Annotated in this window: 26 protein-coding genes and 1 tRNA gene; all 27 read left to right on the top strand. The window is 67.5% G+C overall.

What is annotated here, in order from left to right; genetic code table 11:
* Positions 1-90: 90 nt before the first annotated feature.
* The 27 genes from HHX37_RS11555 (at position 91) to rpsQ (ending at position 24,398) form a co-directional block, all read left to right on the top strand.
* Positions 91-163: transfer RNA gene (locus HHX37_RS11555), tRNA-Trp, on the top strand.
* Between the two features lie 76 nt (positions 164-239).
* Positions 240-497 carry a preprotein translocase subunit SecE gene (secE, locus tag HHX37_RS11560; RefSeq protein WP_111699923.1) on the top strand — a complete coding sequence of 86 codons (258 nt, stop codon included), beginning with the start codon at positions 240-242 and terminating at the stop codon, positions 495-497.
* 56 nt (positions 498-553) lie between these two features.
* Entirely contained in the window at positions 554-1,327 is a 774-nt protein-coding gene (gene nusG, locus HHX37_RS11565) for a transcription termination/antitermination protein NusG (protein ID WP_111699922.1), read from the top strand.
* A 93-nt stretch (positions 1,328-1,420) separates the two neighbouring features.
* Entirely contained in the window at positions 1,421-1,852 is a 432-nt protein-coding gene (gene rplK / locus HHX37_RS11570) for a 50S ribosomal protein L11 (protein ID WP_182874091.1), read from the top strand.
* Between the two features lie 204 nt (positions 1,853-2,056).
* Positions 2,057-2,770, top strand: a complete 714-nt coding sequence (gene rplA / locus HHX37_RS11575; protein WP_111699920.1) for a 50S ribosomal protein L1 — start codon at positions 2,057-2,059, stop codon at positions 2,768-2,770.
* A gap of 201 nt (positions 2,771-2,971) precedes the next feature.
* On the top strand, positions 2,972-3,811 hold the full coding sequence (locus HHX37_RS11580) for an LppX_LprAFG lipoprotein (RefSeq protein ID WP_182874090.1): 840 nt from the start codon (positions 2,972-2,974) through the stop codon (positions 3,809-3,811).
* Between the two features lie 211 nt (positions 3,812-4,022).
* Positions 4,023-4,547, top strand: a complete 525-nt coding sequence (gene rplJ, locus HHX37_RS11585) for a 50S ribosomal protein L10 (protein WP_111699918.1) — start codon at positions 4,023-4,025, stop codon at positions 4,545-4,547.
* Positions 4,548-4,623: 76 nt separating this feature from the next.
* Positions 4,624-5,019, top strand: a complete 396-nt coding sequence (gene rplL, locus HHX37_RS11590) for a 50S ribosomal protein L7/L12 (protein ID WP_111699917.1) — start codon at positions 4,624-4,626, stop codon at positions 5,017-5,019.
* 188 nt (positions 5,020-5,207) lie between these two features.
* Entirely contained in the window at positions 5,208-5,696 is a 489-nt protein-coding gene (locus tag HHX37_RS11595) for a hypothetical protein (protein ID WP_111699916.1), read from the top strand.
* Positions 5,693-6,199: a hypothetical protein gene (locus HHX37_RS11600; RefSeq protein ID WP_310740337.1), complete on the top strand. Its 507-nt coding sequence runs from the start codon at positions 5,693-5,695 to the stop codon at positions 6,197-6,199. The genes HHX37_RS11595 and HHX37_RS11600 overlap by 4 nt, the downstream gene beginning before the upstream one ends.
* Positions 6,200-6,621: 422 nt before the next feature.
* Positions 6,622-10,095: a DNA-directed RNA polymerase subunit beta gene (rpoB, locus tag HHX37_RS11605; RefSeq protein WP_182879626.1), complete on the top strand. Its 3,474-nt coding sequence runs from the start codon at positions 6,622-6,624 to the stop codon at positions 10,093-10,095.
* A 19-nt stretch (positions 10,096-10,114) separates the two neighbouring features.
* Complete coding sequence (locus HHX37_RS11610; protein WP_182874088.1) at positions 10,115-13,990, top strand: DNA-directed RNA polymerase subunit beta'; 3,876 nt, start codon at positions 10,115-10,117, stop codon at positions 13,988-13,990.
* A 516-nt stretch (positions 13,991-14,506) separates the two neighbouring features.
* Positions 14,507-14,881 (top strand): 30S ribosomal protein S12, encoded by a 375-nt coding sequence (gene rpsL, locus HHX37_RS11615; protein WP_030508316.1) that lies wholly within the window; start codon positions 14,507-14,509, stop codon positions 14,879-14,881.
* 1 nt (position 14,882) lies between these two features.
* Positions 14,883-15,353 carry a 30S ribosomal protein S7 gene (gene rpsG / locus HHX37_RS11620; protein WP_030508317.1) on the top strand — a complete coding sequence of 157 codons (471 nt, stop codon included), beginning with the start codon at positions 14,883-14,885 and terminating at the stop codon, positions 15,351-15,353.
* 84 nt (positions 15,354-15,437) lie between these two features.
* Positions 15,438-17,486 carry an elongation factor G gene (gene fusA, locus HHX37_RS11625; RefSeq protein WP_220498784.1) on the top strand — a complete coding sequence of 683 codons (2,049 nt, stop codon included), beginning with the start codon at positions 15,438-15,440 and terminating at the stop codon, positions 17,484-17,486.
* A 97-nt stretch (positions 17,487-17,583) separates the two neighbouring features.
* The gene (tuf, locus tag HHX37_RS11630; protein ID WP_036328531.1) at positions 17,584-18,777 is read left to right on the top strand and encodes an elongation factor Tu; all 1,194 of its coding nucleotides are present in this window, start codon (positions 17,584-17,586) and stop codon (positions 18,775-18,777) included.
* Positions 18,778-19,022: 245 nt separating this feature from the next.
* Positions 19,023-19,331, top strand: a complete 309-nt coding sequence (rpsJ, locus tag HHX37_RS11635) for a 30S ribosomal protein S10 (RefSeq protein ID WP_012887830.1) — start codon at positions 19,023-19,025, stop codon at positions 19,329-19,331.
* A 13-nt stretch (positions 19,332-19,344) separates the two neighbouring features.
* On the top strand, positions 19,345-20,001 hold the full coding sequence (gene rplC, locus HHX37_RS11640) for a 50S ribosomal protein L3 (protein WP_111699911.1): 657 nt from the start codon (positions 19,345-19,347) through the stop codon (positions 19,999-20,001).
* Positions 19,998-20,648, top strand: a complete 651-nt coding sequence (gene rplD / locus HHX37_RS11645) for a 50S ribosomal protein L4 (protein ID WP_111699910.1) — start codon at positions 19,998-20,000, stop codon at positions 20,646-20,648. The genes rplC and rplD overlap by 4 nt, the downstream gene beginning before the upstream one ends.
* Complete coding sequence (rplW, locus tag HHX37_RS11650; RefSeq protein WP_111699909.1) at positions 20,648-20,950, top strand: 50S ribosomal protein L23; 303 nt, start codon at positions 20,648-20,650, stop codon at positions 20,948-20,950. The genes rplD and rplW overlap by 1 nt, the downstream gene beginning before the upstream one ends.
* Before the next feature lie 130 nt (positions 20,951-21,080).
* Positions 21,081-21,917, top strand: a complete 837-nt coding sequence (gene rplB, locus HHX37_RS11655) for a 50S ribosomal protein L2 (protein WP_111699908.1) — start codon at positions 21,081-21,083, stop codon at positions 21,915-21,917.
* A gap of 11 nt (positions 21,918-21,928) precedes the next feature.
* Positions 21,929-22,207, top strand: a complete 279-nt coding sequence (gene rpsS / locus HHX37_RS11660; protein ID WP_055506384.1) for a 30S ribosomal protein S19 — start codon at positions 21,929-21,931, stop codon at positions 22,205-22,207.
* 33 nt (positions 22,208-22,240) lie between these two features.
* A complete protein-coding gene (rplV, locus tag HHX37_RS11665; RefSeq protein WP_111699907.1) occupies positions 22,241-22,594 on the top strand; it encodes a 50S ribosomal protein L22 in 354 nt (117 codons plus the stop codon).
* Complete coding sequence (gene rpsC, locus HHX37_RS11670) at positions 22,594-23,442, top strand: 30S ribosomal protein S3 (RefSeq protein WP_111699906.1); 849 nt, start codon at positions 22,594-22,596, stop codon at positions 23,440-23,442. The genes rplV and rpsC overlap by 1 nt, the downstream gene beginning before the upstream one ends.
* 2 nt (positions 23,443-23,444) lie before the next feature.
* Positions 23,445-23,864: a 50S ribosomal protein L16 gene (rplP, locus tag HHX37_RS11675; protein ID WP_030508327.1), complete on the top strand. Its 420-nt coding sequence runs from the start codon at positions 23,445-23,447 to the stop codon at positions 23,862-23,864.
* Positions 23,864-24,100 carry a 50S ribosomal protein L29 gene (gene rpmC, locus HHX37_RS11680; RefSeq protein WP_030508328.1) on the top strand — a complete coding sequence of 79 codons (237 nt, stop codon included), beginning with the start codon at positions 23,864-23,866 and terminating at the stop codon, positions 24,098-24,100. Before rplP ends, rpmC begins: the two co-directional genes overlap by 1 nt.
* Complete coding sequence (gene rpsQ / locus HHX37_RS11685) at positions 24,093-24,398, top strand: 30S ribosomal protein S17 (RefSeq protein ID WP_111699905.1); 306 nt, start codon at positions 24,093-24,095, stop codon at positions 24,396-24,398. Before rpmC ends, rpsQ begins: the two co-directional genes overlap by 8 nt.
* Positions 24,399-24,491 lie beyond the last annotated feature (93 nt).

A 24,491-nucleotide genomic window follows, 5' to 3' on the forward strand; every position in this document is an offset into this window, starting at 1 on the left:
GATTCCCGCGTACACTTCACCGACTAGTGGGCCACGTGAGCAACGGACGGATGCGTCAACGCGTTTCTCGGGTATCGTGGTGCACGGCCTAGGGCACTAGCGCAATTGGTAGCGCACCGGTCTCCAAAACCGGCGGTTGGGGGTTCGAGTCCCTCGTGCCCTGCGGAGTGCGGTCCGCGCAACAATGGCGTGAAAGCGCGCCGCAAGCTGCGACGGACACGACGGATCAGGTGAGGACTGTGGCGATCGACACCCGCGGCGAGACCGCTGGAAAGCCCGGTAAGCCAACCGGCGAGAAGAAGGCAAGGCGTACCTCGCCCGCTCTGTTCTACCGGCAGGTCGTCGCCGAGTTGCGTAAGGTCATCTGGCCGAGGCGCACTGAGCTGATCTCTTACACGGTGGTCGTCCTGGTCTTCGTCGTGATTATGGTTGCGCTCGTTTTCGGGATCGACACCGTGCTGGGTAAGGCTGTGCTGTGGGTCTTCGGCGGATCCTGATCCGGCCCGAGACGTCGTAGCACGTCCACGACACCAAGCGAAGAAGGAAGAGTCCCGTGTCCGAGTCCCCGATGCCGGCCGACCGCTCCCATGACGAGCATGACGAGTGGGGCACCGAGCAGGACGAGGCCGTAGAAGAGGTCGAGGAGACCACGGCCGCCGACTCTGACGGCGGTGACGGCGGCGAAGACTCGGCCGAGGCCGCCGCGCAGGTCGACGAGGACGGCGACGTCCTCCCCGATGTCGACCCGGTCGAGGAGTTCAAGCGCCAGCTTCGCGGTCAGTTCGGCGAGTGGTACGTCATCCACTCCTACGCCGGTTACGAGAACCGCGTGAAGCAGAACATCGAGAGCCGTATCGGGTCCCTCAACATGGAGGACTTCATCTTCCAGGTCGAGGTGCCGACCCACACGATCACCGAGTTCAAGGGCGGCAAGAAGACTCCGATCAAGGAGCGGGTGCTTCCCGGCTACGTGCTGGTCCGGATGGAGCTGTCCGACGAGTCCTGGGCCGCCGTGCGCAACACGCCCGGTGTGACCGGCTTCGTCGGGCTGTCCAACAAGCCGAGCCCGCTGAACCTCGACGAGGTCGCCAAGCTGCTCGCCCCGGAGCCGTCCGAGGAAGTCAAGAAGGCCGCGGCCAAGACGACCACCGCGACCGTCGACTTCGAGGTCGGCGAGTCGGTCACCGTCATGGACGGGCCGTTCGCCACGCTGCCGGCCACGGTGAGCGAGATCAGTGCCGAGTCGCAGAAGCTCAAGGTCCTCGTCTCCATCTTCGGCCGGGAGACCCCGGTTGAGCTGTCGTTCAACCAGGTCTCGAAGATCTGACCGGCTCGCGTAGACTCGATAGCCGTCCTCACGCACGCCGTGTTCCGGCGTGCCGTGAGGCTTTTGTAGGACCAAGGACCCGGAGAAGGACTAATGCCTCCAAAGAAGAAAGTCGCGGCCCTGGTGAAGGTCCAGCTTCCCGCTGGCCAGGCCACCCCCGCGCCGCCGGTCGGTACCGCGCTCGGTCCGCACGGCGTCAACATCATGGACTTCGTCAAGCAGTACAACGCGGCGACGGAGTCCCAGCGGGGCAACATCATCCCCGTTGAGATCACCATCTTCGAAGACCGCAGCTTCACCTTCATCACGAAGACGCCGCCGGCGCCCGAGCTGATCAAGAAGGCCGCCGGTCTGCAGAAGGGCAGCGCGAACCCGCACAAGGACAAGGTGGGCAAGCTGACCCGCGAGCAGCTTCGCCAGATCGCCGAGACCAAGATGCAGGACCTCAACGCCAACGACGTCGAGGCCGCCGAGAAGATCATCGCCGGCACCGCCCGCTCCATGGGCATCACCATCGCCGAGTAGCCCGCGAGGGGCGCGGCCGCGTCTGGACTGAGGAGCGCGCGGAGCGAGGAACGAGCGAGCACGCACCGAAGGAAGCGCCTATCGCGTGCCTCCAGCACGACCGAGACTGCGGGCGCCCCGAGCCGCCTTGCCGGAGGCGAGGCAATCAAACGCTGTGGGAGGGCCGATGCGCGGCCCGGACCACGATCTCCTTAGGAGTATGAAGTGAAGCGCAGCAAGAGCTGGAAGAACGCGGCGGCCGAGGTCGACCGCGCGGCCCTGTACGCCCCGCTGGACGGTGTGCGGCTGGCCAAGAAGACCGCGACCACGAAGTTCGACGCCACCGTCGAGGTGGCCCTGCGGCTGGGCGTCGACCCGCGCAAGGCCGACCAGATGGTCCGCGGCACCGTCAACCTCCCGCACGGCACCGGCAAGACCGCCCGGGTCCTGGTCTTCGCGACCGGTGACCGTGCCGAGGAGGCCCGCGCGGCGGGCGCCGACATCGTCGGCTCCGACGAGCTGATCGACGAGGTGTCGAAGGGCCGTCTGGACTTCGACGCCGTCGTCGCGACGCCGGACATGATGGGCAAGGTCGGACGCCTGGGCCGCGTGCTCGGCCCCCGTGGCCTCATGCCGAACCCCAAGACCGGCACCGTGACGCCCGCCGTGGCCAAGGCCGTGACCGACATCAAGGGCGGCAAGATCGAGTTCCGCGTCGACCGGCACGCGAACCTGCACTTCATCATCGGCAAGGCGTCCTTCGACGACCGCCAGCTGGTGGAGAACTACGCCGCCGCGCTGGACGAGGTGCTTCGTCTCAAGCCGTCGGCCGCCAAGGGCCGCTACCTCAAGAAGGTCACCTTCACCACGTCCATGGGCCCCGGCATCCCGGTCGACCCGAACGTGACGCGGGCGATGACCGCCGAGATCGACGCCTGACCGTTCCACGACGGCCTGACAGGCCGCCGAGCCTGACGGAAGCCCCCGCCCGAGACATCGGGCGGGGGCTTCTGTCTGTCCATGCGCATGTGGAGGTTTTGTGCACATGTCATGGGGGTTGCGACAGGCGCGCCGCACGGAGGGCGTTAGGCGAATAGGGTCAAGGGCAGGTAAAGGGGGAACCCAGAAAGGGATGGAAAAATGCGACGACTACTAGTGGCCGCGGGGGCGGTTGCCGCGATCACGGTCGCGGGATGCGGGACGACCGCGACTCCGTCTCTCGAGAACGTCACGCTCTCGGCGTCCGAGGTCCTGCAGCAGAGCGCGCAGAAGGCCGACGACGTCAACACGTACGCCGCGGATCTCGTGGTCAACGTCACCGACGCCAAGGGTGCCCAGGCGGGGGTCGTGCAGGGCACGATGCTCTACCAGAAGAGCCCGCAGGTCGCCACGGACATCAACCTGAGCCAGGTGTCGTTCAACGGCCAGAACCTGCCCGGCGGCGTGCGGGTCATCGTCGACGGCGAAGTGGCGTACGTCAAGGTCGACATGCTCAAGAACCTGCTGGGCGCCACCAAGCCGTGGATCAGGCTCGACCTGAAGCAGCTCGGCTCGCAGGCGGGCGTGGACGTCGACCAGTACCTCGCCCAGGCCCGGCAGTTCGACCTGAAGACCAGCACCGCGCTGCTCACGGCGTCCAAGGACGTCAAGTCGGTGGGCAGCGAGCAGGTCGGCGGGGTGGACACGACCCACTACGCGGGCACGTTCCCGGTGGACGAGGCGGTCAAGCAGCTGTCCGACGACCAGCGCTCGCAGCTGCGCGGCGAGCTGGCCGGCGCCAAGGACGTCAAGTTCGACGCGTGGATCGACGCCCAGGGCCTGCCGCGGAAGGTCGAGCTGAACGGCGGCAAGCCGGACGCCGGCGCGTTCAAGGCCACGGCGATGTTCAAGTCGTTCAACGAGCCGGTCTCCATCAAGGCGCCGGCGGCCGACCAGGTGGGCGAGCTGCCGCAGCGCGCCACCGCCGATTTGCCGTCCTGACGGTTGACAACGTAGTCTGTCTCCTGCCGAAGACCGCCGGTCGTCACCGGGCGTGCAGCCCGATGACTGAAGGATCCACGTGAGTGGACGGCCCGCGTAGGTGTGGAGACGCTTGAGGACGTATGACGTCTGCCCAAGCCCCGTGCGCCTGCGCCGGGGCTTGTCTGTTTTCCGAGGGCCTTCCGCCGGCGGCACATCTGGAAGGAGGCCCATGGCGAAGGCGGAGAAGAGCGTCGCGATCTCCGAGCTCAAGAGTGAGTTCGAAGGATCCAGCGCCGCCGTTCTGACCGAATACCGCGGTCTCACCGTCGCGCAGCTCAAGCAGCTGCGTGTTTCTCTCGGTGGGAATGCGAAGTTCGCCGTGGCGAAGAACACGCTGACCAAGATCGCGGCCAACAACGCCGGGATCACCGCTCTGGACGATCTGTTCCAGGGCCCGACCGCCATCGCGTTCGTCAAGGGCGACGTGGTGGAGGCGGCCAAGGGGCTGCGTGACTTCGCCAAGGCCAACCCCCTCCTGGTGATCAAGGGTGGCGTCGTCGACGGCAAGTCGATGACCCCCGACGAGATCACCAAGCTTGCCGACCTTGAGTCCCGTGAGGTGCTCCTCGCGAAGCTGGCCGGTGCGCTGAAGGCCAAGCAGTCCCAGGCTGCCGCCACCTTCGCCGCGCTGCCCACCACCATGGCTCGACTGGCCGAGGCTCTGCGCGCCAAGCGCGAAGAGGCCGGCGAGTAGGTCCGCGCAGCGGGCGGGGGAAGCGCGCACCGCGGTCCCCTTACACGTTTTCTGCTAGATCCACTGGAGGAACATCATGGCGAAGCTCAGCACCGACGAGCTGCTCGAGACCTTCAAGGAGATGACTCTCCTTGAGCTGTCCGACTTCGTGAAGGTCTTCGAGGAGACCTTCGACGTCAAGGCCGCCGCCCCGGTCGCCGTCGCCGCCGCCCCGGCCGCCGGTGGCGCCGGTGCCGCCGCCGAGGAGGCCGAGGAGCAGGACGAGTTCGACGTCATCCTCGAGGCCGCCGGCGACAAGAAGATCCAGGTCATCAAGGAGATCCGGGCCCTGACGAGCCTGGGCCTCAAGGAGGCCAAGGACCTCGTGGACGGCGCTCCGAAGCCCGTCTTCGACGGCAAGGTCAACAAGGAGCAGGCCGAGAAGGCGAAGGCCGCCCTGGAGGGCGCCGGCGCGACCGTCACGGTCAAGTAGTTCTCACGCTTCACCGAAGGGGCGGGTCCATCCAGGTGCCGGATGGGACCGCCCCTTTCGCGTGCCCGGACCCCTACGGAATCCAGACCCTATGGGCAGGGCGGGCCCGTTGATCTATGGTCGGGACGTAGGATCCGGCGCGACGTGATCAGGCCGAGACGGTCGGGTGCTGGGGGAGGTGGACGGGGATGCGGCGCGCGCTGACCGTCGGGCTCGTCCTCGTCGCGGTCGTGCTGGCTCTGGTGGTCCAGCGCCTCGCCGGGGCCCGTACGGAGGCCGAGGCGGCCGTGCAGGACCGGCAGATGGCGGTCCGGGCCGCCATGGCGCACGCCGTGAGCCTCATGACGATCGACCACCACCGCATCGACGACGACATCAAACGCGCGCTGGCCACCTCAACCGGCACGGAGAGGGCGCGCTACGCCGCGGGTCAGGCGGCCCTGAGGTCCGCCACGCTGAAGAACAAGGCCGTCCAGACGGGCGTCCTGCGGGCGTCCGCGCTCGCCTCCATCGCCGGAGACCGGCGTACGGCGCAGGTCCTCGTCGTCGCCGACGCGGTGATCCACTGGGAGGACGGCAGGAAGGCCGCCCCGGAGGAGCGCTTCTTCCGCTGGCGGATGGACGTGACCAAGGCGTCGGGTCTGTGGCTGGTCTCCCGGGCGGAGCTGGTGCAGTGAGGCGCCTGCTTCGGGCGCTGCCGGCGCTCGCCGCCATGGGGCTGGCTGTCGCCGCCGTGTGGCTGCTGCTGGACCTGCGCCGTCTCCAGGCCGCCGACACGGCCGCCCGCGAGGCCCTCGCGGCCGCCCGGTCGTACGCCCCCGACATGCTGTCGTACGACTACCGTACGATCGACCGGGACATGGCGCGGGCGGGCGGCCACGCGACCGGGGAGCTGGCCGAGCACTACCGCACGCTCGCGGCGACGCTGGGCCCGGAGGCGCGGGAGCGGCGGACGGTCCAGCAGACCGTCGTGGCGGCCGCGGGCGTGGAGTCGGCGACGCCCGACGAGGTCCGCGTGCTGCTGTTCGTGAACATGGTCACGACACGGTCCGGCGGGGGCGAGGAAGAGCCGAAGCAGCAGGTCAGCCAGGGCAGGGCGCGTCTGGTGATGGTGACGCAGGGCGACGGCTGGCGGGCCTCCCGGCTGTCCACCCTCCTCGGGGACACGCCCGCCCCCTGAGCGCGTGGCTAAATTGTTAGCAAAGAAGGCGTTTGAGCCAGGGTTGTAGATGGGTATTCAAGGGCACGGCAGCGTAGACCCACGGTCAGCGTTGGGCCGTTCGCGTGACTGAGCGTTACCCGTCTCCGGTCCCGGGTAGGGACTGGATCCCCGGCGTTCGCTATGGTCCCGAGGGCGGGAAAACCCAGCGTGACCCCTGTCGGTTAGGCGAAATGTCGGCTCTCGGGCTTGACGTTTCGGCGCGGACGGGTGATGCTGCCAGCAACGTGGAGCGCAGAGCGAGAGCGGAGTGGACAGGTGTATGCCGATCGGCTACACTGCCCCTTTGCGCTGCCCTTTGACGACCGCTTCTCTGAGTAACCTCTGATCTTGGTCGTCTGGCGTGCGTGTAGTCAGTCCGCGAGCCCTCGGAAGGACATCTGTTGGCAGCCTCGCGCAACGCCTCCGCCGTACCCGCCGGTCCCCGTACCGTGTCGTTCGCACGAATCGAGGAGCCGCTCGAAGTACCCGACCTTCTCGCCCTGCAGACCGAGTCGTTCGACTGGTTGCTCGGGAACGAGAGATGGAAGGGCCGGGTCGAGGCGGCTCGCCAGGCCGGGCGCAAGGACGTTCCGGCCCAATCAGGTCTCGAAGAGATCTTCGAGGAGATCAGTCCGATCGAGGACTTCTCCGGAACCATGTCCCTGTCGTTCCGGGATCACAGGTTCGAGCCACCCAAGTACTCCGTAGATGAGTGCAAAGACAAGGACATGACCTACTCCGCCCCGATGTTCGTCACGGCGGAGTTCATCAATAACACGACAGGTGAGATCAAGAGCCAGACGGTGTTCATGGGCGACTTCCCGCTCATGACCTCGAAGGGCACCTTCATCATCAACGGCACCGAGCGCGTGGTGGTCTCGCAGCTCGTCCGGTCGCCAGGTGTCTACTTCGACCGCTCTGTGGACAAGACCTCTGACAAGGACCTGTTCGGCTGCCGGGTGATCCCGTCGCGCGGCGCGTGGCTCGAGTTCGAGATCGACAAGCGCGACAGCGTCGGTGTGCGCATCGACCGCAAGCGCAAGCAGCCGGTCACCGTGCTGCTGAAGGCGCTGGGCTGGACCAGCGACCAGATCCTGGAGCGTTTCGGCCAGTACGAGTCGATGCGGGCCACCCTGGAGAAGGACCACACCTCCGGCCAGGACGACGCGCTGCTCGACATCTACCGGAAGCTGCGGCCGGGCGAGCCGCCGACCAAGGAGTCGGCGCAGGCGCTGCTGGAGAACCTGTACTTCAACCACAAGCGCTACGACCTCGCCAAGGTCGGCCGCTACAAGATCAACAAGAAGCTGGGCGTCGGCTCCGACATCACCCAGGGCACGCTGACCGACGAGGACATCGTCGCGACCATCGAGTACATCGTCCGGCTGCACGCCGGCGAGGAGACGATGGGCGAGAACGGGTCGGTCGTCGTCGAGACCGACGACATCGACCACTTCGGCAACCGCCGTCTGCGCACGGTGGGCGAGCTCATCCAGAACCAGGTCCGGCTGGGCCTGGCCCGCATGGAGCGCGTCGTCCGCGAGCGCATGACGACCCAGGACGTCGAGGCGATCACGCCGCAGACCCTGATCAACATCCGCCCGGTCGTGGCGTCGATCAAGGAGTTCTTCGGCACCTCCCAGCTGTCGCAGTTCATGGACCAGACCAACCCGCTGGCCGGCCTGACGCACAAGCGGCGTCTGTCGGCCCTCGGTCCCGGTGGTCTGTCCCGTGAGCGGGCCGGCTTCGAGGTCCGCGACGTGCACCCCTCGCACTACGGCCGCATGTGCCCGATCGAGACGCCGGAAGGCCCGAACATCGGTCTGATCGGCTCGCTGTCGTCCTTCGGGCGGGTCAACTCGTTCGGCTTCGTCGAGACGCCGTACCGCCGGGTGGTGGACGGCCGCGTCACCTACGAGATCGACTACCTCACCGCCGACGAGGAGGACCGGCACGTCGTCGCCCAGGCCAACACGGTCCTGAACGCCGACGGCAGCTTCGCCGAGTCCCGGGTGCTCGCCCGCCGCAAGGGCGGCGAGTTCGAGGCCGTCCACCCGTCCGAGGTGGACTACATGGACGTCTCGCCGCGCCAGATGGTGTCGGTCGCGACCGCCATGATCCCGTTCCTCGAGCACGACGACGCCAACCGCGCGCTCATGGGCTCGAACATGCAGCGCCAGTCGGTGCCCCTGCTGAAGAGCGAGGCCCCGCTGGTCGGCACCGGCATGGAGTACCGCGCCGCCACCGACGCCGGTGACGTCATCAGCGCCGAGAAGGCCGGTGTGGTCGAGGAGGTCTCCGCCGACTACGTCACCGTGATGAACGACGACGGCACCCGTACGACGTACCGGGTCGCGAAGTTCAAGCGGTCGAACCAGGGCACCTGCTTCAACCAGAAGCCGATCGTGGCCGAGGGCGACCGGGTCGAGCAGGGCCAGGTCATCGCGGACGGTCCGTGCACCGACAACGGCGAGATGGCGCTCGGCAAGAACCTGCTCGTGGCGTTCATGCCGTGGGAGGGCCACAACTACGAGGACGCGATCATCCTGTCCCAGCGCCTGGTGCAGGACGACGTGCTCTCCTCGATCCACATCGAGGAGCACGAGGTCGACGCCCGCGACACCAAGCTGGGCCCCGAGGAGATCACGCGGGACATCCCCAACGCCTCCGAGGACGCGCTGGCCGACCTCGACGAGCGGGGCATCATCCGCATCGGCGCCGAGGTGGTGACCGGCGACATCCTCGTCGGGAAGGTCACCCCCAAGGGTGAGACGGAGCTGACCCCCGAGGAGCGCCTGCTTCGCGCGATCTTCGGTGAGAAGGCCCGCGAGGTCCGCGACACCTCCCTGAAGGTGCCGCACGGCGAGTCCGGCAAGGTCATCGGCGTCCGGGTGTTCAGCCGCGAGGAGGGCGACGAGCTTCCTCCGGGCGTGAACGAGCTGGTCCGCGTGTACGTGGCGCAGAAGCGCAAGATCACCGACGGCGACAAGCTCGCCGGCCGCCACGGCAACAAGGGCGTCATCTCCAAGATCCTTCCGGTGGAGGACATGCCGTTCCTGGAGGACGGCACCCCCGTCGACATCGTCCTCAACCCGCTGGGCGTGCCCGGCCGGATGAACGTCGGCCAGGTGCTGGAGACCCACCTCGGGTGGATCGCCGCCCGCGGATGGGACGTCAGCGGCATCGAGGAGGCCTGGGCCGAGCGCCTGCGCGAGAAGGACATGGACAGGGTCGAGCCCTGGACCAAGGTCGCCACGCCGGTGTTCGACGGCGCCCACGAGGAGGAGATCGTCGGCCTGCTCGACAGCACACTGCTCAACCGGGACGGCTCCCGCATGGTGGGGGAGAACGGCAAGGCCCGGCTCTTCGACGGCCGCTCCGGCGAGCCGTTCCCGCACCCGATCTCGGTCGGCTACATCTACATCCTCAAGCTGCTGCACCTGGTCGACGACAAGATCCACGCTCGCTCGACCGGCCCGTACTCGATGATCACCCAGCAGCCGCTGGGTGGTAAGGCGCAGTTCGGCGGCCAGCGCTTCGGCGAGATGGAGGTGTGGGCCCTCGAGGCCTACGGCGCGGCGTACGCCCTGCAGGAGCTGCTGACGATCAAGTCCGACGACGTCCTGGGCCGGGTGAAGGTCTACGAGGCCATCGTCAAGGGCGAGAACATCCCAGAGGCGGGCATTCCCGAGTCCTTCAAGGTTCTCATCAAGGAGATGCAGTCGCTCTGCCTGAACGTCGAGGTCCTTTCGAGCGACGGCATGTCGATCGAGATGAGGGACACCGACGAGGATGTCTTCCGCGCGGCAGAAGAGCTTGGCATCGACCTGTCCCGGCGTCCCCACGAGGGCGCGATGACCGTCGACGAGGTCTGATTCAAAAGGGGATTATCTAGTGCTCGACGTCAACTTCTTCGACGAGCTGCGCATCGGCCTCGCGACCGCCGACGACATCAGGCAGTGGTCGCACGGCGAGGTGAAGAAGCCGGAGACCATCAACTACCGCACCCTCAAGCCGGAAAAGGACGGGCTCTTCTGCGAGAAGATCTTCGGTCCGACCCGGGACTGGGAGTGCTACTGCGGTAAGTACAAGCGCGTCCGCTTCAAGGGCATCATCTGTGAGCGCTGTGGCGTCGAGGTCACGCGCGCCAAGGTGCGCCGTGAGCGGATGGGCCACATCGAGCTGGCCGCCCCGGTCACCCACATCTGGTACTTCAAGGGCGTCCCGTCGCGCCTCGGTTACCTGCTCGACCTGGCCCCGAAGGACCTGGAGAAGGTCATCTACTTCGCGGCCTACATGATCACGCATGTCGACAACGAGATGCGTGACCGCGACCTGCCGTCGCTGGAGGCGAAGATCTCCGTCGAGCGGCAGCACGTCGAGCAGCGCCGTGACGCCGACATCGAGGCCCGCCAGAAGAAGCTCGAGGCCGACCTGGCCGAGCTGGAGGCCTCCGGCGCCAAGGGCGACGCCCGCCGCAAGGTGCGCGAGGGCGCCGACCGTGAGATGCGCCAGCTCCGCGACCGGGCCCAGCGCGAGCTGGACCGGCTGGAGGAGGTCTGGAGCCGCTTCAAGAACCTCAAGGTCCAGGACCTGGAGGGCGACGAGCTGCTCTACCGCGAGATGCGCGACCGGTTCGGCCGCTACTTCCGCGGCGGCATGGGCGCCCAGGCCATCCAGGAGCGGCTGGGCGGCTTCGACCTGGAGGCCGAGGCGGAGAACCTGCGGGAGACCATCCGCAGCGGCAAGGGCCAGAAGAAGGCCCGCGCCCTCAAGCGGCTCAAGGTCGTCGCGGCGTTCCTCAACACCCGCAACTCGCCGAGCGGCATGGTCCTCGACTGCATCCCGGTGATCCCGCCGGACCTGCGGCCGATGGTCCAGCTCGACGGTGGCCGCTTCGCCACCTCGGACCTGAACGACCTGTACCGCCGGGTCATCAACCGGAACAACCGGCTCAAGCGTCTGCTCGACCTCGGCGCGCCCGAGATCATCGTGAACAACGAGAAGCGGATGCTCCAGGAGGCCGTCGACGCCCTGTTCGACAACGGCCGCCGCGGCCGTCCGGTCACCGGCCCCGGCAACCGCCCGCTGAAGTCCCTGAGCGACATGCTGAAGGGCAAGCAGGGCCGTTTCCGGCAGAACCTGCTCGGCAAGCGCGTCGACTACTCCGGCCGTTCGGTCATCGTCGTCGGCCCGCAGCTCAGGCTGCACCAGTGCGGCCTGCCCAAGCAGATGGCGCTGGAGCTGTTCAAGCCGTTCGTGATGAAGCGCCTGGTCGATCTCAACCACGCGCAGAACATCAAGTCCGCCAAGCGGATGGTCGAGCGGTCCAAGCCGGTCGTGTGGGACGTGCTGGAAGAGGTCATCACCGAGCACCCGGTGCTGCTCAACCGCGCGCCCACGCTGCACCGCCTGGGCATCCAGGCCTTCGAGCCGCAGCTGGTCGAGGGCAAGGCCATCCAGATCCACCCGCTCGTCTGCACCGCGTTCAACGCGGACTTCGACGGCGACCAGATGGCGGTGCACCTGCCGCTGTCGGCCGAGGCCCAGGCCGAGGCGCGGATCCTGATGCTGTCCACCAACAACATCCTCAAGCCGGCGGACGGCAAGCCGGTGACGATGCCCACCCAGGACATGGTCATCGGTCTGTACTGGCTGACCACCGAGAAGGAGGGCGGCCAGGGCGAGGGCCGGGTGTTCACCACCGTGTCGGAGGCCCTCATGGCCCACGACCGGCACGAGCTGGACATCCAGGCCAAGATCCAGGTGCGGCTCAAGGACGTTCCGCCGCCGCGCGGCTGGGAGGCCCCGGAGGGCTGGGAGGCCGGCGACGCGATCCGGCTGGAGACCACGCTGGGCCGGTGCCTGTTCAACCAGACGCTGCCCGCCAACTACCCCTTCGTGAACTACCAGGTCGGCAAGAAGCAGCTCTCGGCGATCGTCAACGAGCTGGCCGAGCGGTACCCGAAGGTGGACGTGGCCAACGCGCTCGACGCGCTGAAGGACGCCGGCTTCCATTGGGCGACCCGCGCCGGTGTCACGATCTCCATCGAGGACGTCGTGGCGCCGCCGAACAAGGCCGCCATCATGGAGTCGTACGAGCGGCGCGCCGACAAGGTCCAGCGGGAGTACGACCGTGGTCTGATCACCGACGAGGAGCGCCGTCAGGAGCTCATCGAGATCTGGACCCACGCGACGGCGGACGTCGAGACCGACATGGTCAACGCGTTCCCGGCGACCAACCCGGTCTGGATGATGGTCAACTCCGGCGCCCGCGGCAACCGCATGCAGGTGCGGCAGATCGCCGGCATCCGCGGCCTGGTGTCCAACACCAAGGGCGAGACGATCCCGCGGCCGATCAAGTCCTCCTTCCGCGAGGGCCTGTCGGTGCTGGAGTACTTCATCTCGACCCACGGTCAGCGGAAGGGTCTGGCGGACACCGCCCTGCGGACCGCCGACTCCGGCTACCTGACGCGTCGTCTCGTCGACGTCGCCCAGGACGTCATCGTCCGCGAGATCGACTGCGGCACCGACCGCGCCGTCCCGCTGCACGTGGGCGAGCGCGACTCCCAGGGCGCCCTAGTCAAGGCCGAGAACGCCGAGAGCAACGTGCACGGCCGCATCCTGGCCGAGGACGTCGAGGTGGACGGCAAGCTCGTCGCCGCGGCGGGTGTCGACATCAACGACGACACCGTCACCGCGCTGGTCAACGCCGGCATCGAGACGGTCCGGACCCGCAGCACGCTGGTCTGCGAGGCCAAGATCGGTGTCTGCGCGACCTGCTACGGCCGCTCGCTGGCCACCGGCAAGCTCGTGGACGTCGGCGAGGCCGTCGGCATCATCGCGGCCCAGTCGATCGGTGAGCCCGGCACCCAGCTGACCATGCGTACCTTCCACACCGGTGGTGTGGCGGGCGCGGACATCACCCATGGTCTGCCGCGTGTCCAGGAGCTCTTCGAGGCGCGCATCCCCAAGGGTGTCGCCCCGATCAGCGAGGTCGCGGGCCGGGTGCGGATCGACGAGACCGACAAGACCCGCAAGATCGTCATCACTCCGGACGACGGCTCCGAGGAGATCGCGTACCCGGTCTCGATGCGGTCGCGGCTGCTGGTCTCCGAGGGACAGCGCGTGGACGTCGGTCAGCTGCTGATCGCCGGTGCGCGCAACCCGAACGAGGTCCTGCGGATCCTCGGCCCGCGGGCCGTCCAGCTCCACCTCGTGGACGAGGTGCAGCAGGTCTACCGCTCGCAGGGTGTGTCGATCCACGACAAGCACATCGAGGTCATCGTCCGGCAGATGCTCAAGCGCGTGAACGTGCTCGAGTCGGGCGACACCGAGCTGCTGCCCGGCGAGCTGGTCGAGCGGCCGCGCTTCGAGGCGATGAACCGGCAGACCGTGGCGGAGGGCGGCCAGCCGGCCTCCGGCCGTCCGGTCCTGATGGGCATCACCAAGGCCTCGCTGGCCACCGAGTCCTGGCTGTCGGCGGCGTCCTTCCAGGAGACGACGCGAGTCCTCACCGACGCGGCGATCCACGCCAAGTCGGACTCGCTGCTCGGCCTCAAGGAGAACGTCATCATCGGTAAGCTCATCCCGGCCGGTACGGGCATGCCCCAGTACCGCAACATCCGGGTGGAGCCCACCGAGGAGGCCAAGGCCGCGATGTACACGGTCGGCGGCTACGACGGCTCCGCCGCGGACTACACCTTCGGCTCCGGCAGCGGCGAGGCCGTCCCGCTGGAGGAGTACGACTTCGGCCAGTACGGCCGCTGAGTCCCGGACGGCTGAGTCCCGAACGCCGAACCGCCCGGAGAGCACCCGCTCTCCGGGCGGTTCTGTGTTTCCCGCTCAGGTGGCGTGGGGTGGGCGGAAATGGCGAGGGGAGGGGTGGTGGGCGAGTACACTCTTCCCGAGCCCTCTGGCTGTCTGCCACCAGGCAGGCGGCGGGAACCATGACACGGACCCGACGATCCGGCGGCGGTCGTTTTGACGACTTGCGAACCGCTGGGTAGTCTTTTCCTTCGTGCCCATGGGTTCGTGGGCTCGCATGCGTGCGCTTGACAGCCGTTCTCTCATGTGAGAGGCGGGCGGGGGCGCCGTGTGAATCCTCCAGATCGACCGGGTCTGTCCGGGTGTGGGGCGCGCAGAGCGCGACACGCCCGAGCGCGTGGGTCGGCGGGGATGAAAAATCCGCAGGTCATGACACCGGCAGCACCTGCAAACCCGTGAGGGGCGGCATCGCCAGGATCGGGACGACGTATCACCGGCTAGGCACGAAACGGAGACGCGGTGCCCACCATTCAGCAGTTGGTCCGCAAGGGCCGGCAGGACAAGGTCAGCAAGACCAAGACTCCTGCCCTCAAGGGGAGCCCGCAGCGGCGCGGCGTTTGCACCCGCGTTTACACGACCACCCCCAAGAAGCCCAACTCGGCGCTGCGCAAGGTGGCCCGTGTTCGGCTCACCAACGGCATCGAGGTCACGGCTTACATCCCTGGGGTGGGTCACAACCTCCAGGAGCACTCGATGGTGCTCGTGCGTGGTGGTCGTGTGAAGGACCTGCCGGGTGTTCGCTACAAGATCATCCGTGGTTCGCTGGACACCCAGGCCGTCCGCAACCGCAAGCAGGCCCGCAGCCGTTACGGCGCGAAGAAGGAGAAGAGCTGACATGCCGCGCAAGGGTTCCCCTGGCCGCCGCCAGCTGGTCGCTGACCCGGTGCACAACTCGCCGCTGGTCACCGCGCTCATCAACAAGGTTCTCCTGGACGGCAAGCGCTCCCTCGCGCAGTCGATCGTCTACGGCGCCCTCGAGGGCTGCAAGGACAAGACCGGCAACGACCCGGTCGTCACCCTGAAGCGCGCTCTCGACAACGTCCGGCCGACGCTCGAGGTGAAGAGCCGCCGCGTCGGTGGCGCCACCTACCAGGTGCCCGTCGAGGTGAAGGCCTCGCGCAGCACCACGCTGGCCCTGCGGTGGCTCGTCCAGTACTCCCGGGCGCGCCGCGAGAAGACCATGACCGAGCGGCTCATGAACGAGCTTCTCGACGCGAGCAACGGCCTCGGCGCCAGCGTCAAGCGGCGCGAGGACACGCACAAGATGGCCGAGTCCAACAAGGCCTTCGCCCACTACCGCTGGTAGTGAGCACCGACGACGAGTTAAGGACGCGAAGAAGTGGCCACCACGACCGCTCTTGACCTGGCCAGGGTCCGCAACATCGGGATCATGGCCCATATCGACGCGGGCAAGACCACGACGACTGAGCGCATCCTGTTCTACACCGGCATCAACTACAAGATCGGTGAAGTCCATGAGGGCGCTGCCACCATGGACTGGATGGAGCAGGAGCAGGAGCGCGGCATCACCATCACCTCCGCCGCGACCACCTGCAGCTGGCTTGATCACACGATCAACATCATCGACACGCCCGGACACGTGGACTTCACCATCGAGGTCGAGCGGTCGCTGCGTGTTCTCGACGGCGCGGTCGCGGTGTTCGACGGCGTCGCCGGCGTGGAGCCGCAGTCCGAGACGGTGTGGCGTCAGGCCGACCGCTACGGTGTGCCCCGCATCTGCTTCGTGAACAAGATGGACCGGGTCGGTGCGGAGTTCCACCGCTGCGTCGACATGATGATCAGCCGGCTGGGCTCCAGCCCGGCGGTCATCCAGCTTCCCTGGGGCGTCGAGGCCGACTTCAAGGGCGTCATCGACCTGGTGAAGATGAAGGGCCTGCTCTGGAGCGCCGAGGCGGCCAAGGGCGAGATGTACGACACCGTCGACATCCCGGCCGACCACGCCGACGCGGCCCGCGAGTGGCGCGACAAGCTGGTCGAGACGGTCGCCGAGAACGACGACGAGCTCATGGAGCTCTTCCTGGAGGGTGTCGAGCCCACCGAGGAGCAGCTCGTCGCGGCCATCCGCCGGGCGACGGTCGCCGGCGCGATCAACCCGGTCCTGTGTGGCACCGCGTTCAAGAACAAGGGCGTGCAGCCCCTGCTCGACGCGATCGTCGCCTACCTCCCCGCCCCCACCGACATCCCGGCCTTCAAGGGCCACGCGGTGGGCAAGGAGGAGGAGATCGTCGAGCGTCACGCGGACCCGAACGAGCCCTTCGCGGCGCTGGCGTTCAAGATCATGAGCGACCCGCACCTGGGCAAGCTCACCTACATCCGCGTCTACTCCGGAACGCTCGAGACCGGCACCACCGTGGTGAACTCGGTCAAGGGCAAGAAGGAGCGGATCGGCAAGATCTACCAGATGCACGCGAACAAGCGCGAGGAGCGCCCGTCCGCGACCGCTGGTCAGATCGTGGCCGTCATGGGCCTGAAGGACACCACCACCGGCGACACTCTGTCGGACCCGGTCAAGCAGGTCGTCCTCGAGTCGATGACGTTCCCCGCGCCGGTCATCAACGTCGCGATCGAGCCCAAGACCAAGGGCGACCAGGAGAAGCTGGGCACCGCGATCCAGCGGCTGGCCGAGGAGGACCCGTCCTTCCAGGTCCGCCGGGACGAGGAGACCGGCCAGACGGTCATCTGGGGTATGGGCGAGCTCCACCTGGAGATCCTCGTCGACCGGATGCGCCGCGAGTTCAAGGTCGAGGCGAACGTCGGCCGCCCGCAGGTCGCCTACCGCGAGACCATCCGCCGCAAGGTGGAGAAGGTCGAGTACACGCACAAGAAGCAGACCGGTGGTTCCGGCCAGTTCGCTCGCGTGATCATCAACCTGGAGCCGCTGGGCGAGGGCAACGACGGCTACGAGTTCGAGAACAAGGTCACCGGTGGCCGCATCCCGCGGGAGTACATCCCGTCGGTGGACGCGGGCGCGCAGGAGGCGGCCGAGTTCGGCGTGCTCGCCGGCTACCCGATGGTCGGCGTGAAGGTCACGCTCCAGGACGGCGCCTTCCACGAGGTCGACTCGTCGGAAATGGCGTTCAAGATTGCCGGCTCGATGGCCTTCAAGGAGGCCGCGCGCAAGGCGGACGCTGTACTTCTCGAGCCGATGATGGCCGTCGAGGTCACCACGCCCGAGGACTACATGGGAGACGTCATCGGCGACCTCAACGGTCGTCGCGGACAGATCCAGGCGATGGACGAACGGTCCGGCGCCCGTGTCATCAAGGCGCTTGTGCCGCTGTCTGAGATGTTCGGCTACGTGGGCGACCTGCGCAGCCGCACCCAGGGGCGGGCGAGCTACAGCATGCAGTTCGACTCCTACTCGGAGGTGCCCCCGGGCATCGCCAAGGAGATCGTCGCGAAGGCTCGGGGCGAATAGTTCCGCTCGGTGCACGGCGGGGGGAGCGATCCCTCCGCCGCGCACAGCCTGAGTTGCAGGACGCAAGTCAAGTCAGAATCTCTAAGGAGACAGACCAGTGGCCAAGGCCAAGTTCGAGCGGAACAAGCCGCACGTGAACATCGGCACCATTGGGCACATCGACCACGGCAAGACCACTCTGACCGCGGCGATCACCAAGGTGCTTCACGACCGTTTTCCGCAGCTCAACGAGGCGACCCCGTTCGACAAGATCGACAAGGCGCCCGAGGAGAAGGCCCGCGGAATCACCATCTCCATCGCGCACGTCGAGTACCAGACCGAGAAGCGCCACTACGCCCACGTGGACTGCCCCGGTCACGCCGACTACGTGAAGAACATGATCACCGGTGCCGCCCAGATGGACGGCGCGATCCTGGTGGTCGCCGCGACCGACGGCCCGATGCCGCAGACGAAGGAGCACGTCCTCCTGGCCCGCCAGGTCGGCGTTCCCTACATCGTCGTGGCCCTCAACAAGGCCGACATGGTCGACGACGAGGAGATCCTGGAGCTCGTCGAGCTCGAGGTCCGCGAGCTGCTGTCCGCCCAGGAGTTCCCGGGCGACGACCTGCCGGTCGTGCGCGTGTCCGCTCTCAAGGCCCTCGAGGGCGATGAGAAGTGGGGCGACTCCATCATCGAGCTCATGAACGCCGTGGACGAGAACGTCCCCGAGCCGGTTCGTGACACCGACAAGCCGTTCCTCATGCCGATCGAGGACGTGTTCTCGATCACCGGTCGCGGCACCGTCGTCACCGGTCGTATCGAGCGCGGTGTCGTCAAGGTCAACGAGACCGTCGACATCATCGGCATCAAGGAGAAGAGCACCACGACCACCGTCACCGGTGTCGAGATGTTCCGCAAGCTCCTCGACGAGGGCCAGGCCGGTGACAACGTCGGTCTGCTCCTCCGCGGCATCAAGCGCGAGGACGTCGAGCGCGGCCAGTGTGTCATCAAGCCGGGCACGACGACCCCGCACACCGAGTTCGAGGCGCAGGTCTACATCCTGTCCAAGGACGAGGGCGGCCGCCACACGCCGTTCTTCAACAACTACCGGCCGCAGTTCTACTTCCGTACCACGGACGTGACCGGTGTCGTGAACCTGCCGGAGGGCACCGAGATGGTCATGCCCGGTGACAACACCGAGATGACCGTCCAGCTCATCCAGCCGATCGCGATGGAGGAGGGCCTCAAGTTCGCGATCCGCGAGGGTGGCCGCACCGTCGGCGCCGGCCGTGTGACGAAGATCATCAAGTAGTAGCACCGCTGGGTGGCGGTCGGGCCCGTGAGGGCCTGACCGCCGCACCACGGAGGGGCCGGAAACGGCCCCCCACGGACGACGAGACCGTGATCTCGCAGTGCTTTCGGCCGCACTTCGACCGAAGCCACTGCCAGATCACGGAACACCGGGCAAATTCCGGGGCGTCGGTCGCGTGGAAACGACCTGCGGCACCAGGCCGCGTGAAGCTTTATAGGACGACAGCGAAGGACACCGAGGCCATTATGGCGGGACAGAAGATCCGCATCCGGCTCAAGGCGTATGACCACGAGGTCATCGACAGCTCGGCCAAGAAGATCGTCGAGACGGTGACGCGGACCGGCGCCAAGGTCGCTGGCCCGGTGCCGCTGCCGACCGAGAAGAACGTGTACTGCGTCATCCGGTCGCCGCACAAGTACAAGGACAGCCGCGAGCACTTTGAGATGCGTACGCACAAGCGGCTGATTGACATCATCGACCCGACGCCGAAGACGGTCGACTCGCTCATGCGTCTCGACCTTCCTGCCGGTGTCGACATCTCGATCAAGCTCTAAGGAACGCACTGACATGGCTAAGCAGATCAAGGGCGTCCTGGGCAAGAAGCTCGGCATGACCCAGGTCTTCGACGAGACGAACCGGGTGATCCCGGTCACCGTCGTCGAGGCCGGTCCGTGCGTGGTGACCCGGGTCCGCACTCCGGAGAAGGACGGCTACTCCGCCGTTCAGCTCGGCTACGGGCAGATCGACCCTCGTAAGGTCAACAAGCCCCTGGGCGACTACCTCCGCAAGCACGACATCACGCCGCGCCGCTACTTCGCCGAGGTCCGCACCGACGACGCCTCCGAGTACACGCTCGGCCAGGAGATCCTCGCCGACGCCTTCGAGGCCGGGCAGTACGTCGACGTCACCGGCAAGAGCAAGGGCAAGGGCTTCGCCGGTGTCATGAAGCGCCACAACTTCCGCGGTCTCGGCGCCTCGCACGGTACCCAGCGCAAGCACCGCTCCCCGGGTTCCATCGGCGGATGCGCCACCCCGGGCCGCGTCTTCAAGGGCCTGCGCATGGCCGGCCGGATGGGCAACGTGCGCACGACGGTCCAGAGCCTCAAGGTGCACGCCGTGGACGCCGAGAAGGGCCTCATCCTGATCAAGGGTGCGATCCCCGGCGCCAACGGCAGCCTGGTTCTCCTCCGCACCGCCGCCAAGAAGGGGGTTGCTGCCAAGTGACCACGACCATCGACGTCCTCGACGCCAGCGGCGCCAAGGCGGGGACCGTCGACCTCCCCGAGGAGGTCTTCGGCGCCAAGGTCAACGTCCCGCTGATCCACCAGGTGGTCGTCGCCCAGCTCGCCGCGCGCCGGCAGGGCACCCACGCCACCAAGACCCGCGGCAACGTCTCCGGCGGCGGCAAGAAGCCGTACCGGCAGAAGGGCACCGGCCGCGCGCGCCAGGGTTCGACCCGCGCTCCGCAGTTCGCCGGTGGCGGCGTCGTCCACGGCCCGCAGCCGCGCTCGTACGAGCAGCGGACGCCCAAGAAGATGAAGGCGGCGGCCCTGAAGGGCGCGCTGTCCGACCGCGCCGGCGGCGGCCGCGTCCACGTGGTGAGCGGTCTGGTCACGGGTGACACGCCCGGGACCCGCGCCGCCCTGGAGGCGCTGCGGAAGATCACGCAGGCCCGCAGCGTTCTCGTCGTGGTCGACGAGAACGACGAGCTCACCTGGCTCAGCCTGCGCAACGCCCCCGAGGTCCACCTGCTGGACTCGGGGCAGCTCAACACCTACGACGTGCTCTGCCACGACGACGTGGTCTTCACCCGTGAGGCCTACGACCAGGTCGTGGCGCGTCTGGCGAACAGCGGGAAGGAAGAGGCCTGATGCAGAAGATCGCCGACCCGCGTGACATCATCCTCAAGCCGATCGTCTCCGAGAAGAGCTACGGCCTGATCGATGAGCACAACAAGTACACGTTCCTGGTGCGCAAGGGTGCCAACAAGACGCAGGTGAAGATCGCCGTTGAGCAGATCTTCGGCGTCAAGGTGACCGGCGTGAACACGATCAACCGCCAGGGCAAGCGCAAGCGGACCAAGTACGGCTACGGCCAGCGCCCGACCACCAAGCGCGCGATCGTGAGCCTGGCCGAGGGTGAGCGGATCGACATCTTCGGTCAGATCGGCTAGCACCTGCCGCAGCGGGGAGAGGGGCCCCTCGCCATCGTGCGAGGGACCGGCCCCGAGGAAGAGAGCACCGGGGGGACCGCCGTGAGGCGGACCCCGACCGGTACGAACCGACGAAGGATGAACGAAAAAGATGGGCATCCGTAAGTACAAGCCGACGACTCCGGGTCGGCGCGGCGCGAGCGTCTCGGACTTCGCCGAGATCACGCGCAGCACGCCGGAGAAGTCGCTGCTTGCCCCACTGCACAGCAAGGGCGGCCGCAACGTCCACGGCCGGGTGACCGCCCGGCACCAGGGAGGCGGGCACAAGCGCGCCTACCGGATCATCGACTTCCGCCGCCACGACAAGGACGGGATCCCGGCCAAGGTCGCGCACATCGAGTACGACCCGAACCGCACCTCCCGCATCGCGCTGCTGCACTACGCCGACGGCGAGAAGCGCTACATCCTCGCCCCGGCCGGCCTCAAGCAGGGTGACCAGGTCGAGAACGGCCCCACGGCCGACATCAAGCCGGGCAACTGCCTGCCGCTGCGCAACATCCCGACCGGTACCTTCATCCACGCGGTGGAGCTTCGCCCCGGTGGCGGTGCCAAGCTCGGTCGCAGCGCCGGCGCGCAGATCCAGCTGCTCGCCAAGGAGGGCATGTACGCCACGCTGCGTATGCCGTCCGGAGAAATGCGCCAGGTCGACGTGCGGTGCCGGGCCTCGGTGGGCCAGGTGGGCAACGCCGAGCAGTCCAACATCAACATCGGTAAGGCCGGCCGTAACCGCTGGAAGGGCAAGCGCCCCACGGTCCGCGGTGTCGCCATGAACCCGGTCGACCACCCGCACGGTGGTGGTGAGGGCAAGACCTCCGGTGGTCGCCACCCGGTGAACCCGAAGGGCAAGCCCGAGGGCCGCACGCGCCAGCCGAACAAGCCGAGCGACCGGCTGATCATCCGTCGTCGGAGCAAGAGGAAGAAGCGGTAGGAGCAGCCGATATGCCACGTAGTCTTAAGAAGGGTCCCTTCGTGGACGACCACCTGCAGAAGAAGGTGGACGCCCAGAACGAGAAGGGCACCAAGAACGTCATCAAGACGTGGTCGCGGCGCTCCATGATCGTGCCCGACATGATCGGCCACACGATCGCCGTGCACGACGGCCGTAAGCACGTCCCGGTGTTCGTCACCGACTCGATGATCGGTCACAAGCTCGGTGAGTTCGCCCCCACGCGGACGTTCCGCAGCCACGTCAAGGAAGACCGCCGCAGCCGGCGGTAAGCGCCTTCAAGCCAGCAGTTAGAGGAGAAAGCGATGGAAGCCAGGGCACAGGCGCGGTTCGCGCGCCACACGCCCCGGAAGGCCCGCCGTGTGGTGGACCTCATTCGCGGGCTGCCCGCTTCGGAGGCGCAGGCCGTGCTGCAGTTCGCTCCCCAGTCGGCGAGCGAGACCGTCTACAAGGTGCTCTCGAGCGCGATCGCGAACGCTGAGCACAATTTCAAGCTCGACCGGGAGACGCTCTTCGTGAGCCGCGCGTGGGTCGACGAGGGGCCGACCCTCAAGCGTTTCCGCCCGCGCGCCCAGGGTCGTGCCTATCGGATCAACAAGCGGACCAGCCACATCACCGTGATCGTGGAGTCCCGCGAGCCGAAGGGAAGGACCCGCTAGTGGGCCAGAAGGTTAACCCGCACGGGTTCCGCCTCGGCATCACGACCGACTTCAAGAGCCGGTGGTACGCCGACAAGCTGTACAAGTCGTACGTCGCCGAGGACGTGGCGATCCGTCGCATGCTGCAGAAGGGCATGGAGCGGGCCGGCATCTCCAAGGTCGAGATCGAGCGCACGACCGACCGCGTCCAGGTCGACATCCACACCGCCCGGCCGGGCATCGTCATCGGCCGCCGCGGCGCCGAGGCCGACCGCATCCGCGGCGACCTGGAGAAGCTGACCAAGAAGCAGGTCCAGCTGAACATCCTCGAGGTGAAGAACCCCGAGATCGACGCGCAGCTCGTCGCGCAGGGCGTGGCCGAGCAGCTGTCCAGCCGCGTCTCGTTCCGCCGGGCCATGCGCAAGGCCATGCAGTCCGCCATGAAGAGCGGCGCCAAGGGCATCCGGGTGCAGTGCGCCGGCCGTCTGGGCGGCGCCGAGATGTCCCGCTCGGAGTTCTACCGCGAGGGCCGCGTGCCCCTGCACACGCTCCGCGCGGACGTCGACTACGGCTTCTACGAGGCCCGTACCACCTTCGGCCGTATCGGCGTGAAGGTGTGGATCTACAAGGGCGAGGCTCCGACCAGCCGTTCCGAGCGGGAGGCGGCCGCGGCCGGCGCCCGTGCGGGCCAGCGTCGTGAGCGCGACGACCGTCGTGGTGGCGCGGGCGACCGTCCCCGTCGCGGTGGCGGCGACCGTCCCCGTCGTGGCGGTGCCGGTCGTCCCGACCGCGCACCCAGGACCGAGGCGGCCGCGCAGGCCGCCCCCGAGACCGGCCCGGCGGAGCAGCCGGGTGCTGAAGGGAGCTGACCATGCTGATCCCGCGCAGGGTCAAGCACCGCAAGCAGCACCGGCCCGACCGCAGCGGCGCCGCCAAGGGCGGCACCAGGGTCGTCTTCGGCGAGTTCGGCATCCAGGCGCTTGAGCACAGCTACGTGACCAACCGCCAGATCGAGGCCGCGCGTATCGCCATGACCCGGCACATCCGCCGTGGCGGCAAGGTGTGGATCAACATCTTCCCGGACCGCCCCCTCACGAAGAAGCCGGCCGAGACCCGCATGGGTTCCGGTAAGGGCTCTCCGGAGTGGTGGATCGCCAATGTCAAGCCCGGCCGTGTCATGTTCGAGCTTTCCGGCGTCGCCGAGCCCGTGGCCCGCGAGGCCATGCGGCGCGCGATGCACAAGCTCCCCATGAAGTGCCGTTTCGTCAAGCGTGAAGTGGGTGAGGCGTGATGGCTAAGGGTCTGACCGCCGCGGAGCTGCGTGTCGAGGACCAGGAGGTCCTGGTCCAGAAGCTGAAGGAAGCCAAGGAGGAGCTGTTCAACCTCCGCTTCCAGTCGGCGACGGGGCAGTTGGAGAGCCACGGGCGGCTGCGCGCCGTCCGCCGCGAGATCGCCCGTATCTACACCGTGATGCGCGAGCGTGAGCTCGGCATCGTCACGGTCGAGAAGGAGCCGAGCGATGTCTGAAGCAACCGAGACCCAGACCACCGACGCGAGCACCGACGCCACCGTGGCGCGGAACTACCGCAAGACCCGTGAGGGCCTGGTCGTCAGCGACAAGATGGACAAGACCGTCGTCGTCGCCGTCGAGGACCGCGTCAAGCACCCGCTGTACGGCAAGGTCATCCGTCGGACGACCAAGTACAAGGCCCACGACGAGCAGAACGTCTGCGGCGTCGGCGACCGCGTCCTCCTGATGGAGACCCGGCCGCTGTCCGCCACCAAGCGGTGGCGGGTCGTGGAGATCCTCGAGAAGGCCAAGTAACACACACAGACGCGCCTCGTGGGGGGTGGGAGACCACCCCCCACGACGGTGTCCAAGGGGCGGGGCCGTCCATCGGCCCGGTCCGCCCGCGGC

The sequence above is a fragment of the Microbispora sp. H10885 genome (genome assembly GCF_014161415.1).
GTDB classification, from domain to species: Bacteria; Actinomycetota; Actinomycetes; order Streptosporangiales; family Streptosporangiaceae; genus Microbispora; species Microbispora triticiradicis.